The organism is Streptomyces sp. NPDC051172 (assembly GCF_040682555.1).
GTDB lineage: Bacteria > Actinomycetota > Actinomycetes > Streptomycetales > Streptomycetaceae > Streptomyces.
This window is the reverse complement of sequence record NZ_JBFBBE010000089.1, coordinates 25,339-38,212: the sequence shown is the minus strand read 5'-3', so window position 1 is coordinate 38,212 and position 12,874 is coordinate 25,339. Positions and strand designations below refer to the sequence as shown.

At 72.0% G+C, this 12,874-nt stretch carries 11 protein-coding genes; 5 read left to right on the top strand and 6 right to left on the bottom strand.

Going from position 1 to position 12,874, the window contains the following annotated elements:
• Positions 1-104 precede the first annotated feature (104 nt).
• The 4 genes from AB0N07_RS36990 to AB0N07_RS36975 all read right to left on the bottom strand — a co-directional run bounded on the left by AB0N07_RS36990 (position 105) and on the right by AB0N07_RS36975 (position 4,497).
• Complete coding sequence (locus AB0N07_RS36990; RefSeq protein WP_365842873.1) at positions 105-929, bottom strand: DUF1684 domain-containing protein; 825 nt, start codon at positions 927-929, stop codon at positions 105-107.
• Between the two features lie 67 nt (positions 930-996).
• A complete protein-coding gene (locus AB0N07_RS36985; RefSeq protein WP_365842871.1) occupies positions 997-1,920 on the bottom strand; it encodes an LLM class F420-dependent oxidoreductase in 924 nt (307 codons plus the stop codon).
• A gap of 76 nt (positions 1,921-1,996) precedes the next feature.
• Positions 1,997-3,397, bottom strand: a complete 1,401-nt coding sequence (locus AB0N07_RS36980) for an NtaA/DmoA family FMN-dependent monooxygenase (protein ID WP_365842869.1) — start codon at positions 3,395-3,397, stop codon at positions 1,997-1,999.
• Positions 3,394-4,497, bottom strand: a complete 1,104-nt coding sequence (locus AB0N07_RS36975) for an LLM class flavin-dependent oxidoreductase (RefSeq protein ID WP_365842867.1) — start codon at positions 4,495-4,497, stop codon at positions 3,394-3,396. Before AB0N07_RS36975 ends, AB0N07_RS36980 begins: the two co-directional genes overlap by 4 nt.
• A gap of 787 nt (positions 4,498-5,284) precedes the next feature.
• Between AB0N07_RS36975 and AB0N07_RS36970 the strand changes: the two genes are divergently transcribed.
• Positions 5,285-6,526 carry a vanadium-dependent haloperoxidase gene (locus AB0N07_RS36970; RefSeq protein WP_365842865.1) on the top strand — a complete coding sequence of 414 codons (1,242 nt, stop codon included), beginning with the start codon at positions 5,285-5,287 and terminating at the stop codon, positions 6,524-6,526.
• A 34-nt stretch (positions 6,527-6,560) separates the two neighbouring features.
• On the opposite strand, the gene AB0N07_RS36965 is transcribed toward AB0N07_RS36970, so the two are convergent.
• Both AB0N07_RS36965 and AB0N07_RS36960 read right to left on the bottom strand, forming a co-directional pair.
• Positions 6,561-6,929, bottom strand: coding sequence for a MerR family transcriptional regulator (locus tag AB0N07_RS36965; protein ID WP_365842863.1), 369 nt, complete (start codon positions 6,927-6,929; stop codon positions 6,561-6,563).
• A gap of 22 nt (positions 6,930-6,951) precedes the next feature.
• Complete coding sequence (locus AB0N07_RS36960) at positions 6,952-7,992, bottom strand: NADP-dependent oxidoreductase (protein ID WP_365842861.1); 1,041 nt, start codon at positions 7,990-7,992, stop codon at positions 6,952-6,954.
• Between the two features lie 634 nt (positions 7,993-8,626).
• Between AB0N07_RS36960 and AB0N07_RS36955 the strand changes: the two genes are divergently transcribed.
• Genes AB0N07_RS36955 through AB0N07_RS36940 form a run of 4 tightly spaced genes read left to right on the top strand, consistent with a single transcriptional unit; the run spans position 8,627 to position 12,685 of the window.
• The gene (locus AB0N07_RS36955; protein ID WP_365842859.1) at positions 8,627-9,523 is read left to right on the top strand and encodes an ABC transporter permease; all 897 of its coding nucleotides are present in this window, start codon (positions 8,627-8,629) and stop codon (positions 9,521-9,523) included.
• Positions 9,520-10,251, top strand: coding sequence for an ABC transporter ATP-binding protein (locus AB0N07_RS36950; RefSeq protein WP_365842857.1), 732 nt, complete (start codon positions 9,520-9,522; stop codon positions 10,249-10,251). Before AB0N07_RS36955 ends, AB0N07_RS36950 begins: the two co-directional genes overlap by 4 nt.
• 47 nt (positions 10,252-10,298) lie before the next feature.
• Entirely contained in the window at positions 10,299-11,363 is a 1,065-nt protein-coding gene (locus AB0N07_RS36945) for an aliphatic sulfonate ABC transporter substrate-binding protein (protein WP_365842855.1), read from the top strand.
• A complete protein-coding gene (locus AB0N07_RS36940) occupies positions 11,360-12,685 on the top strand; it encodes an LLM class flavin-dependent oxidoreductase (RefSeq protein WP_365842852.1) in 1,326 nt (441 codons plus the stop codon). Before AB0N07_RS36945 ends, AB0N07_RS36940 begins: the two co-directional genes overlap by 4 nt.
• The last annotated feature ends 189 nt before the right edge of the window (positions 12,686-12,874 follow it).

Here is a 12,874-nt window from a genome sequence, read left to right as displayed (position 1 = left end):
GCCCGTGGTCGGCACGGGCGACGGCCGTCCCCGACCGGCCCGGACCACGGGCAGTCTGCGCACTCGCCGCCACCGAGCCGGGGGCTGCCGACCGGCCTTGGTGCTCAGGAACCGCCGCGCTCGACGGGGATCTTGTGGCCCGCCTCGATGGCCACCGGCAGCCGGTTCTCGGCCGGGGGCAGCGGGCAGGTGGCCAGGTCCGTGTAGGCGCAGGGCAGGTTCGCGGCGCGGTTGAAGTCCAGGACGACCGTGCCGTCGGCGGCGGGCGGATCGAGCGCCAGGGACCGGTTGGCGGCGTAGGTGGTGACCCCGGAGGTCGCGTCGGTGAAGAGCAGAAACAGACTGCCCGCAGCACGTCCCGGGAACGCGGTCAGGGACAGCTGCTGCCCCTCCAGTTCGAACTCGACCCTGCCCGGAGCGTCGTAGACGTGCTCAAGGCCCTCGACGGCGGCGCCCACGGTGGTCGGCCGCGGTTCGTCGAAGGGGACGTACCGGCCGGTCACGGCCCAGCGCGGGTCGGGCGCGTAGGCGGGTGTCCCGGTGAAGGCGGTGCGCAGCGGCGCGTCCGGGTGCCGGGGGCGCACGATGTCGTTGCCGCCGCGCTTGGCGACCTCGATGACGGCGTCTCCCCAGACGGCGTGGATGTCGCTGCGCTCGGGGAGCACGCCGAAGCGGTGTTCACCGCGTACCGGGGTTCCGTCGACGACCAGTTCCTCGCCGTCGTCGAGGGTGACGACGACCCCCTCGGGGCCGGTGTGCCAGGCGCCGGGTGCGTCGGGGAAGCGCTGCGGCCGGTCGTCGAGCCAGTGCTGGCCGGTGATCGCCAGGAACCCGTGCGGATCGGCGAGCCGGGTCTCCTGGGCGCGGTACCAGTCCAGCCAGGTCTCGGTGAAGGCCTGGAGGTCCGTTGCGGTGGCCTCGGTGGTCATACGGTCTCCTTCGTCCCGCGAGGCTCGGCCTCGCGCAGGGGTACAGGGGTGCAGGTGGGGGGCTTGTTCAGCCCGCCAGTTCGCCGAGGAGCGCCCACGTGCGCCGGCGGTCCGCTTCTCCGGCGATCTCGGTGCTCGAGAACACGACCTCGGTGGCGCCGGCGTCCCGGTAGCGCCGTACCTCGGCCTCGACCGCCTTCTCGTCGCCGATCACGGCCAGGTCGGCGGCTCGTCGGCCGCCGGAGAGTCCGATGACGCGGGCGTAGGACGGGATCTGTTCGTAGAACGCGAGGTTCTCGGTGGCCTTCGCCCGCACCGCGTCCACGTCGTCGGTGACCACGCCGGGCACCAGGGCCACGATCCGGGGCGCGGGGCGGCCGGCGGCCTCGGCCGCTGCGGTCAGGGCGGGGACGATGTGGTCCGCCAGGGCGCGCGGTCCCGCCAGATAGGGCAGGATCCCGTCCGCCAGCTCACCGCTGACCCGCAGTGCCTGCGGTCCCATCGCGGCGACCAGGAGCGGGACGCCGCTCTCGGCGCCCGGGACGCGCGCCGGGACCGGGGTGGTGGCGGTGAGCAGTTCGCCGTGGAAGTCGGCCGTGCCGGTTTCGGTCAACTGCCGTAGCGCGGTGAGGAATTCACGCAGGCGGGCGATGGGGCGTTCGAAGGGCAGGCCGAAGCCGGCCTCCGTCAGCAGTTTCGTGCCCAGGGCGAGACCGAGGTGGTAGCGGCCGTGCGTCGCGGCCTGGGCGGTCTGGGCCTGGCTGGAGACCAGGAGCGGGTGGCGGCCGAAGACGGGGATCGCGGAGGTTCCCACCTGCAGTCCGGGCACCTCGCGTCCGACGATCGCCGCGAGCTGGGGTGAGTCCGCGCCGAAGGTCTGACCGAACCAGGCCGACCGCAGCCCGGCGGCCGCGGCCTCCCGGGCCAGCTGCACGGTGGCGTCGACCTGGTTCTGCGCGTCGGATGCGTTGAGTACTACTCCCACAGTCATGTCAGTCAGAACGGATGCTTGGCGAACCCGCATTCCGCTCCCTGTGTGACAGCTTCATGTCAGTCGTGTGTGGTGGTCAGCCGGCCTGCCGCCGGGCCGGTGCGGACCGGTGGGTGAGGGGTTGACGCAGGCCGAGGTGGTCGCGGAGCGTGCTGCCGGCGTAGTCGGTGCGGTAGAGCCCGCGTTCCTGCAGTTCCGGGACGAGCAGGTCGACGATGTCGTCGAGGCCGTCGGGGATGAGGTACGGCGTGACGTTGAAGCCGTCGATCGCGCCGTGCCGTACGAAGTGGGCGAACTTGTCGGCCAGCCCTGAAGGGGTGCCGACGTGGCCGCGCTGCGGGCCGAGCGCGATGACCGTCTCGCGCAGCGACCAGCCGTGGGCCTCCGCCTTCGCCCGCCATTCGGCCACCACCGTGCGCGGGTCGGCGATGCGCCGGGCACCGAAGGAGCCGTCGTTCTCGCTGACGACCGGGTCCTCCTCGGGCAGCGGCCCGTCGGCGTCGCGGTCGGACAGGTCGATGCCCCACAGCAGCCCCGCGATGCCCAACGCTGTTGCGGGGGTGACCTGTTGGAGGCGGATCCAGCGCTTCTTCTCCTGGGCCTCCTCCTCGGTGGCGCCGATGATGATCTCGGTGCCGGGCAGGATCCGCAGGTCGTCGTCGGGCCGGCCGGCGGCGCGCAGACGGGTGCGGATGTCCTCGGCGAAGGCCAGCGCGTCGTCGAAGTCGGTGCCGTGCGCGGAGAAGATGACGTCGGCGTTGCGGGCGGCGAAATCACGTCCCTCGCCGGAGTCACCGGCCTGGAAGATGACCGGGTGGCCCTGGGCGCTGCGTGGCAGGGTCGGCGCGAGGTCGACGTCGAACTGTGCCCCACGGTGGCGCACTTGGCGTACGGCACCGGGCGTCGACCATTCCCGTGCGCCCGCGGAGTCGGCGACTGCTCCGTCCTGCCAGCCGTCCCAGAGGGCGCGGGCCACGGTGAGGAACTCCTCGGCGCGCCGGTAGCGGTCGGCGTGGTCGAGGTAGCCGCCGCGACGGAAGTTCGCGCCGGTCCAGGCGTTGTCCGTGGTCACCACGTTCCAGCCGGCGCGGCCTTCGGAGAGCAGGTCGAGGCCGGAGAGGCGGCGGGCGAGATCGGCGGGCTCGTTGAAGGTGGAGTTGGAGGTGGAGACCAGGCCGATGCGCCGGGTGACCGCGGCCAGCGCCGCCAGCTGGGTGATGGCGTCGGGCCGTCCGGCCACGTCGAGGTCGTGGATCCGGCCGTCGACCTCGCGCAGCCGCAGCCCCTCGCCGAGGAAGAACGCGTCGAACAGGCCCCGTTCCGCGGTCTGCGCGACCTTGCGGAACGACGCGGGGTCGATCTGCGAACCGCTGTCGGGGGCGGACCAGATGGTCCAGTGGTTCACGCCCTGGAAGAACACCCCGAAGTGCAGCTGGGCGTCCGGGCGCGGGACGTCGAGGGGGTCGGTGCGGGTCATCGGGCTTCCTCCTGGACGGATGCGGCGGCCGCGGCGGCGAAGCGGTTGGCGGGGCGCTGAAGACCCAGGGTCGAGCGCAGGGACGTACCGGGCAGCGGGCGGGCGACGAGACGCTGCTCGGACAGGGCAGGCAGGACGAGACGGGAGAGGACGGGCAGGTCCTCGTCGAGCACCAGAGGATGCAGCCGTACGCCGTCCACGTGATCGCTCAACTCACCGAGAAGCGTGACCAGTTGGTCGGAAGAGCCGATGTGCCGCAGCCTTCCCCGGTCGGTCCACGGCGTGTGCCGTTCCAGGTCGGCGACGCGCTCGGCGGCGGTGGCGCCCGGAGTGTCCAGCGCCACCTCGACCTCGGCGTAGACACGGGGCGTGCCGGCCGCTGCGGCGGCCGAGGCGACTTCCGAGAGCTCGCGGCCCGCCACGAGAGCGACGTCGAGCTGCGCGGCGGGAACCCGGTCCGGACGGCCCAGGACGACGAGCTGCCCCTGGGGCGGGCGCGGCACGATCGCCGGGCCCTTGACGGCGTAGGTCTCCCCGGTGAAGTCGATGTAGTGCAGCCGTTCGCGGTCGAGGTAGCGGCTCGTGGCCACGGACCGGATGACCGCGTCGTCCTCCCACGAGTCCCACAGAGCCCGGGCCACCTCCACACCGTCCCGGGACTCCCGGGCCCGTGCCTCGGCGACCACCGGCCGCCCCCAGGCGCGAGCCGCCTCGGGACGCTCCTCCTCCGCGACCACCCACCCGGCGCGACCGGCCGAGATGTGGTCCAGCGACGCCAACTGACTGGAGACATGGAAGGGTTCGGCATACGTGACCGGTACGACCGGCGCGATCCCGATGGTGCTCGTGGACGCCGCGACGAAGGCCGCCCGCTCGACCGCGCCGATACGGCCCACCGGATCGGGTGAGTCCCCGGGCGGCAGCACGCCGTCGTCCAGGGTGATCAGGGTGAACCCGGCGTTCTCGGCCACGGCGGCGACCCGGGCGACACGGCGCGGGCTCAGCAACTGGTCGGGCGAGTGGGCGGCGCGGCGCCAGGCCGCGGGGTGGGCGCCGTCGCCGTCGATCTCGACGGCGAGGTGCAGGGCAGGGCCGGACAAGGGGTGTTCCTTCCGAGATACACGCGGGTTCGTGGCCGTGAGGCACGAGGCGCACAGCACAGGGCGTGATGCACAGGGCCGCGACGAAACGGCCGACGGGACGCGTCGGCGGCGGGCAGGGCGGGGGTCAGACCTGTGCGGAAGGACAGACGGCGGAGGAGGTACGGCAGTAGTCGACATGCCGCCGGGTGATCAGCCGCGCACCCGTGCACGCACCCCGCGGTGCCGCGCCAGGTACCCGCATGTAAGGCCTCCACCCGTCAGAAATTTGCGGATTCAACGTACGTCGTCCGCCCCCGCGAGTGTCAAGGGCACTTGAACTCGAAGGGGAGGCGTTCCCACAGGCAGCGGCGTCGGCCAGGCCGGTCGGCTGGTGGTCCACATGGTCGGCGACCTGCGCCAGGGCGCGGCGGGCAGGCCCGGGCGAGCGCGCTCGTCCTGCCGGCCTTCGTGTCAACGGCGCGCCGGACCACCCCAGTTGGCCGCCCGACACCGGGGCTGCCGCTGTCGCCCACCGGGCCGAGCTGCTCGGCGGCCGTCGCCTGACGGAATTTCATGCACCTGCAACGGTCTCTCCCCCAACTGCCTGCTAGACATGGTGAGGTGACCCCCTCGGCGCTGTATCGCAGGCTGTCCGCGGATCCGGCGTGTGTCGACGCCTCCGCGTGTCGCCGCCTCTGACGTCGTATTGGCCCCGCCTTGCCCTGCGCGACCGCTCACGGGGCATTTCTGTGTCCATCCACACCTCACACACCCCTCTCACCCCACCCCGACCGAAGGAGAACGCGTGAGTTCGACCAGAACCCGGCCCGCCCTCGTCGCCCTGGGTGCGGCCGCGCTGCTGACCGCGTCCGTCGCCGTCCCGCAGGCCTCGGCGGCCGGCCGTACGTCCACGGCGCTCGCCTGGTACGACGCCACCGCCGACACCGTCGCGGCGGCCGGGGCACCGCCCCAGATCACCAACAGCCGTACGTGGGCCATCAGTTGGCTCGCGGCCGCCCGAGCCACCCGCAGCGTTCCCGCGGGCGTCGAGCGCAGCGCCTACCAGGAGGCGGCGCTCGCCGGTGCCGTCCACCGTGCGCTGGTCACTCTCGCCCCGAGCCGTGCGCAGCAGCTCGACGCGACATTCAAGGAGACCCTCGACGCGATTCCCGACGGCCCGGCCGAGCAGCGGGGCGTCGCGGCAGGAGAACACCAGGCCGACCTCGTCCTCAAGTCGAGGCAGGGCGACGGTCTCGATCCCGCGTCGGTCAACGCGCCCTACACCGTGAAGCCCGCGGCACCCGGCGTCTGGCAGCCGACGCCACCCGACTACGCACCGGCGGCCCAGTACGGCAACCGCCTCGCCGAACCGTTCGTGCTCAGCACGCAGAGCCAGTTCCGGCTCGGCCCGCCACCCGCCCTCGACTCCCGGCGCTACGCCGCCGACCTGGCCGAAGTGCGCACCTACGGCGCTGCCAACAGCACGGCGCGCAGCGCCCACCAGACCGAGACGGCCACCTTCTGGCTCGGCTCCTCCCTCACCCTCTACACCCAGCCGCTGCGTGTGGCGCTCTCCCGCACGAACGAGGGAATCGCCGGACAGGCGCGGCTCGTCGCGCTCTTCCACTTGGCACTGGTGGACACGCAGATCGCGACTTCCGACAGCAAGTACGCCTACGAGCGCTGGCGTCCCGTCACCGCGATCCGTACCGGCACCATCGACCCCGACCCCGACTGGACGCCGCTGCACACCACCCCCGCGCATCCGGACTACCCCAGCGGCCACAACACCTATGCGGGCGCCGCCGGGACCGTACTGTCGGCGCTCGTCGGGCCGCGCACCGCGCCGTTCGACCTGACCAGTCCCACCGCGCCGGGGGTCACCCGGACGTACACCGCCTGGAAGCAGCTCTCGGACGAGAACGTCGATGCCCGGGTCTTCTCCGGCATCCACACCCGGTCGGCCGACGAGGCAGGGATCACGCTCGGCGCGAATGTGGCCCGATACGTCCTGCAGCACGCGGGACGGCTCCTCGCGCCGCGCTGACCCCCGGCCCGCCCGGCCTCGTACGATGGTGGCCTCAGGTCTCTCCCGTCCGGCGCGTCAGGCCGGTGCGCAGCGCGGTCAGGCGGGCGATCTCGGCGTCGAGGGCCGCCAGCCGGGCGGCTACCACCTGCGAGCCGGGCGAGGCCGGGTCGGTGTCCGTGCAGCGCCGTTGCGGCTCCTCGACCAGGAGCTGGATGCGGTCGGCGATGCCGCGCAGGTCCTCGACGGTCAGGCCCAGGGCGAGCAGTTCACGGATGACGCGCACGCGGGCCACCTCGTCCGGGCCGTACCGGCGTTGGCCGGTGGGGGTACGCGGCGGCGGGGCCAGCAGCCCGCGCTCCTCGTAGAACCGCAGGGCCCGTGGGGTGGTCCCTGCCGCTGCCGCTGCATCTCCGATGCGCATTCCGACCTCGTCCCGGTCCGTGTCAGCAGGGCGGCAGCTCCACGACGACGGTGCCGAAGTGACGCCCCTCGAACAGTTCCTGCAACGCTTGCGGGGCCCGGTCGATGCCCGGGATCCGTACGTACGGAAAGGAGATCTCACCGGTGCGCAGCCAGTCGCCGAAGCGCTTGGTCCACTCCTCCGCCACCTCGGGATGGTCCGTGCCGCGGTAGCCGCGCAGCGTGATCCCCTGGGTGACGACACGGTAGGTGTCGATCTGCGCCGGGGCGCTGCCACCGTCCCGGTGCGGTGACAGCTGGCCGGACAACGCGCCGACCAGCGCGATGCGCGCACCGCGGCGGGCCACCCTGAGCGCCGCGGTCAGCTGCTCGCCGCCCACGGTGTCCACCAGGACGTCGATGCCTTCGGATGCCGCTGCGGCCAACTGCTCGGTGAGCGTGGGGGATCGGCGGCCCGGCACCACCACCGAGTCGTAGCCGAACTCCGCCCGCAGCCGTTCCGCCTTGGCCGGGGAGCGGGTGCTGCCGATGATCCTCCCGGCGCCCAGCAGCCCGGCGACCGGGCCGGCCAGGGTCCCCACCGCGCCCGCCGCCCCGGTGACGAAGACCGTGTCGCCGGGACGGACGTCCGCGATCCGGGTGAGCGCGCCGTAGGCGGCCGACCCCGAGGAGAGGTGGGCGACAGGGTCCGGCAGCACATCACCGAGCGGGGTGCAGTCGGCTGCGGCCGCCAGCGCGTGCTCGCGCCACCCGAGCAGGTGCGTGACGGCGTCTCCCGGCCGCAGCGGGCTGCCCGGGCCCGCGGCGACGACCTTGCCGACCGCGGGGCCGAAGAGCACGTCACCGGCGTGGATCGGCGGCAGCGGCACACCCTCGGGCGCGCCTGCGATCAGGGTGCGCAGCCCGGGGAACACCAGGAAGTACCGGTTGCGGACGAGGACTTGCCCGGGGCCGGGCAGGGGCACCGGCTGCTCGACGACGGCGAAATGCTCGGGGCCGGGCAGTCCCTCAGGGGTGCTGAGAAGCCGGATCTCGCGGGTGGCGGACGGCAGGGGAGTGGCCATGGCGGGCTCCTGATCGGGGAGGTGGCCGAGCGGTGACGACCGGCCGGCGCGGGGCGCGCACACGCTAAGCCCTGACGTACGCGTCAAAGGCAAGGAGAGGTGCGCCCCGAAGCGGCGGGAAAGTTCTCGGTGTCCGCAATGCAAGACCTGTCCGAGAAGTTATTGACCAACCCGGTGGACCTCTGCTGAACTCCCGTTCCATGAACCCGCGCGTGGACCTGACCCGGCGGCGCCACATCGATCTGGCGCACGTCTCCAGCGCGTTTTGTTGTCGCTGACCCGGTAAGTGGTCCCCGGCGGCATCCGGTGATGCCGTCCTTCGGGATCTTCCTGTCCGCGTCCTGAGCGACTCTTCTCCGGCCTCACCTCACGTCTGCCCCTCCCGGCCGAGGGAGAAGTGTCTGCGGGCACAGTGTGCCGTCCCGTAGCCGCCGGCTGCCCCTGCGTCGCGGCCGCACCGACTGCCACGTCCCCGTTCGACCGCCTGGAACCGGTCGTTCACTCCCGCTCTTCACCCCTCAGCACCCAGCGGTGCGCCCGCTTCCTCCGAGAAGGGCCTCCTCATGCCTGTGTCCCTCCATAAGCTCACCGACCGCATCCGCGCGGTCACTGAAGACGTGCCGACGGTCGCGCCATGACCGAGGTCCGTGTCCCGGCCGCGGCTCTCGCCAAGCCGGTCCCGGCCGCCGAGGCGACCGGTGCGCGGCAACGCGAGGTGTTCCTGCCGCGGGACGCCCGCCGCCGGACACCGCTCACCACACTGCGCGAGCGGCTGCGCTGGCCACTGGGCATCTACACCACCCCGGTCGTGATCCTCGTCGCCTGGGAGGCCCTCGCCCGCGCCGGAGTGCTGGCGAAGACCTATGCCCCGGCGCCGACGTCGATCGTGAAGGCCGCCGCCGATCTGTGGCAACAGGGCGTCCTCGGACCGGACTTGGCCATCTCGCTGCAACGGGCCGGCATCGGACTCGCGGTCGGTCTGACGGTGGGCATCGTCACCGGCGTTCTCGGCGGGCTGCTGCGCAGCGGTGAGTTCCTGTTCAACGGCGTCGTGCAGGTGCTCAACACGATCCCCCTCCTCGCCGTGCTGCCGCTGATGATCGTGTGGTTCGGCATCGACGAGCTCACCAAGGTGCTGCTGATCTCCTTCGGGGCCGGTGTCCCGATGTATCTCAACCTGTTCGCCGCGATCCGGGGCGTCGACCAGCGGCTGATCGAGATGGCGCGCACGACGGGCGCGGGCCGCTGGCGGCTGGTGACGCGGGTGCTGGTGCCGGGAGCGCTGCCGGGGTTCCTGGTGGGCCTGCGGTTCTCCCTCGCGTACAGCGTCCTGGGCCTCGTCGCCGCCGAAACCGTCAACGCGGACAAGGGACTTGGCTTCCTCATCACCCAGGGGCAGACGTATCTGCAGACCAACCAGGTCTTCGTGGGGCTGGTGATCTACTCGCTCCTCGGTCTGCTCGCCGACCAGTTCGTCCGGGCTCTCGAGCGGGTGCTGCTGCGGTGGCGACCCAGTTATGAGGCGTCATGAGCAGCACAGTCACGACCGAGCCGCGTCGGCAGACGGGGGTCGTCGTCGAGCAGGTGGTCCGTCAGTTCGGTGACCGGGTGGTGCTCGACCACCTCGATCTCACCGTCGGCGACGAGGAGTTGGTGATCCTGCTCGGCCCCTCGGGCTGCGGCAAGAGCACCCTGCTGCGGCTGCTCGCCGGACTCGACCGGCCCGACGCAGGCCGGGTGGAGGTCCCGGCACGGCGTGCGATCGTCTTCCAGGCCGACCGGCTGCTGCCCTGGCAGCGCGTCCTGCGCAACGTCACGCTCGGCCTGCACGGACCCGACGCGGAACGACGCGCCCGCGACGTGCTCGCCGAGGTCGGCCTCGCAGGCCGGGAGAGGGCCTGGCCCAAGGAGCTCTCCGGCGGCGAGGCCCAGCGGGTGTCCCTCGCGCGGGCCCTGGTCTCGGAACCCGAACTCGTGCTGCTCGACGAGCCGTTCGCGGCCCTCGACGCCATCACCCGGCTGCGCATGCACGACCTCGTACGGGCCCTGCGCACCAAGCACCACGCCGCCATGCTGCTCGTCACCCACGACGTCGACGAGGCCATCGCCCTGGCGGACCGCATCGTCGTCATGAGCAGCGGCCGCATCGGTACCTCGCACGAGGTCCGGCTCTCCGCCGCGGACCGCGAAGCAAGCGTCGCCCGCGAGGAACTGCGTGCCCGGCTCCTGGAAGACCTAGGCCTCGCAGGCCAGCACTGAACCCACCCCCAACACCCTCACCCAGCACAGAAAGCACACGACATCCCATGCGTTCCACACGTAAGAGAACCAGCACGGTCATCGGCGCCGTCGGCACACTCGCCCTGGCGGGCAGCCTCGTCGCCTGCGGCTCGTCGTCGGACACCGCCGCGCCGCTGAAGAACGCCGTCGACGCGAGCGACGCCAAGCACCCCGAGTGGAGCAAGTACACCTTCACCGTCGGCGACAACGGCGGAGACGGCAGCGAGGCCCTGGCGAAGCTGACCGGCGTGTTCGACAACGCCCCGTACAAGGTGAAGTTCGCCCGCTTCACCTACGGCCCGCCGCTCGTGCAGGCGGCCGCGTCGGGCGACATCGACCTGGGCAGCGTCGGCGACGTACCGCCGATCACCGGGGCCGCGAAGGAGTACGGCTTCAAGGTCGTCGCAGTCAACCGGTCGCTCACGCCCGACCAGGCGGTGGAGAACATCATCGTGCCGAAGGGCTCGACGCTGAAGACGGCCGCCGACCTCAAGGGCAAGAGGATCGCCGTCCCGCAGGGCAGTTCGGCCCACGGCCTGGCCCTGAACGCGCTGAAGAGCGTCGGCCTCACCCCCAAGGACGCCAAGCTGGTCTTCCTCGACCCGGCGGCCGCCGCGACCGCCTTCAACACCGGCAAGGTGGACGCCTGGTCGATCTGGAACCCGCAGTCGGCCATCGCGGTCAAGAACGGCGCCCGGATCCTGGTGAAGGGCCTCCCGCCGATCGACCAGACCAGCAGTTACTACGTCGCCAGTGACACGTCACTGAAGGACAAGACCAAGCGCGCGGCGCTCACGGACGTCCTGAAGAGGCTGTCGCGGGAGTTCGCCTGGGCCGTCAAGAACCCTGACAAATACGCACAGGCGCTCTCGCAGGAGCAGGGCATCCCGCCGGCCGACGCCAAGGCGTCCCTGGCGGCCTACTCGAACCGGGTGACCCCGGTGGTGCCGGCGGACGTCGCACTGGAGCAGAAACTCGCCGACGCCTTCCTGGAGGCGAGTCAGATCACCAAGAAGGTCGACGTCAAGTCGATCGTCGACAACCTCCTCCCGGCCGGCTACGACAGCTCCAAGCTGAAGGTCACCTCATGAGCGCCAGACGGCGGCTCCACCTCAACGCCTTCCTGATGGAGGCGGGCCACCACGAGGCGGCATGGCGGCTGCCGCACAGCAACCCGCGGGCGGACTTCGACCTGCGGCACTGGATCGAGCTGGCGCAGCTGGCCGAGAGCGCCAAGTTCGACTCGCTGTTCCTCGCGGACGGCCCCGCGCTCATCGGCACCGGCGAGTTCCGTCCGCCGGGCCAGCTCGAACCGCTGACCCTGCTGACCGCCCTGTCCCAGGCCACCAGCAGGATCGGCCTCATCGCGACCGTGTCGTCGACCTACAACGAGCCCTACAACCTCGCCCGCCGGCTCGCCTCCGTCGACCACGTCAGCGGCGGCCGCGCCGGCTGGAACATCGTCACCTCGGCAGGCGCGGACGAGGCCGCCAACTTCGGCCTCGACGACCGCCCCGACCACGCCGAACGCTACGCCCGCGCCGACGAGTTCCTGAAGGTCGCCAAAGCCCTGTGGGACAGCTGGGAGTCGGAGGCCGTCGTCGCGGACCGGTCCACGGGACGCTACGCCGACCCCGAGCGCCTGCACCGGCTCGGCCATGAGGGCAGGTACTTCAAGGTGGCCGGACCGCTCAACGTCGAGCGCCCGCCGCAGGGTTACCCGCTGCTCGTCCAGGCCGGCTCCTCCGAGGACGGCAAGGACTTCGCGGCTCGTCACGCCGAGGCCATCTTCACCGCGCACACGACGTACGAGCGCGCAGCCGCCTTCTACGCCGACATCAAGGCCCGCACCCGGGCCGCGGGGCGCGACCCGGACGGTGTGATCGTCCTGCCGGGCATCGTCCCCTACATCGGGTCGACCGAGGCGGAGGCCCGGGCGCTGGCCCGGCAGTTCGACGAGCTGCGCGTCCCGGAGTACGGGCTGCGCCAGCTGGCCGCAGTGTTCGAGACCGAGCCATCGGTCTTCCAACTCGACGAGCCACTTCCGGACTTCATCCTTGCGAGGCCGAAACTGGAAGGCTCACAGAGCCGTTCCGACCTGATCATCGACCTCGCCGTGCGCGAGCAGCTGACGGTCCGGCAGGTCATCTCCCGGCTCGGCGGCGGACGCGGGCACTTCGAGTTCGTCGGCACGCCCGAGCAGATCGCGGACACGATCATCGCCTGGTTCGAGGGCGGTGCGGCGGACGGGTTCAACATCATGGCCCCCGCTCTGCCGTCGGGCCTGGCGGCCTTCGTCGAGCACGTGCTGCCGATCCTGCGCGGCAAGGGCCTGTTCCGCGAGGAGTACGAGGGCACGTCGCTGCGCGAGCACTACGGGCTGCCGGTCCCGGCGAACCAGTTCCATGCCTGACCGGCCTTCCACGGGCGTCCGCCCGCGCTGCGGGTAGCGGGCCTGCGCAGGACGTACGAGGACGGCTTCACCGCGGTGGCAGGGCTCGACCCGGACATCCCCGACGGCGCCGGCGGCGGCCCGGCGCGGAGTGAGGGGGGGTAGCCCGCAGTGGTGGGTAAAGCCGGGGTGGTGGTGGGGGTAGCAGGG

Bases quoted from the DNA above. Each gene is read 5' to 3' on its own strand.
- AB0N07_RS36960 (WP_365842861.1), bottom strand. From the start codon at position 7,992: ATGGCCACTCCCCTGCCGTCCGCCACCCGCGAGATCCGGCTTCTCAGC.
- AB0N07_RS36980 (WP_365842869.1), bottom strand. From the start codon at position 3,397: ATGACCCGCACCGACCCCCTCGACGTCCCGCGCCCGGACGCCCAGCTG.
- AB0N07_RS36990 (WP_365842873.1), bottom strand. From the start codon at position 929: ATGACCACCGAGGCCACCGCAACGGACCTCCAGGCCTTCACCGAGACC.
- AB0N07_RS36950 (WP_365842857.1), top strand. From the start codon at position 9,520: ATGAGCAGCACAGTCACGACCGAGCCGCGTCGGCAGACGGGGGTCGTC.
- AB0N07_RS36965 (WP_365842863.1), bottom strand. From the start codon at position 6,929: ATGCGCATCGGAGATGCAGCGGCAGCGGCAGGGACCACCCCACGGGCC.
- AB0N07_RS36985 (WP_365842871.1), bottom strand. From the start codon at position 1,920: ATGACTGTGGGAGTAGTACTCAACGCATCCGACGCGCAGAACCAGGTC.
- AB0N07_RS36955 (WP_365842859.1), top strand. From the start codon at position 8,627: ATGACCGAGGTCCGTGTCCCGGCCGCGGCTCTCGCCAAGCCGGTCCCG.
- AB0N07_RS36940 (WP_365842852.1), top strand. From the start codon at position 11,360: ATGAGCGCCAGACGGCGGCTCCACCTCAACGCCTTCCTGATGGAGGCG.
- AB0N07_RS36945 (WP_365842855.1), top strand. From the start codon at position 10,299: ATGCGTTCCACACGTAAGAGAACCAGCACGGTCATCGGCGCCGTCGGC.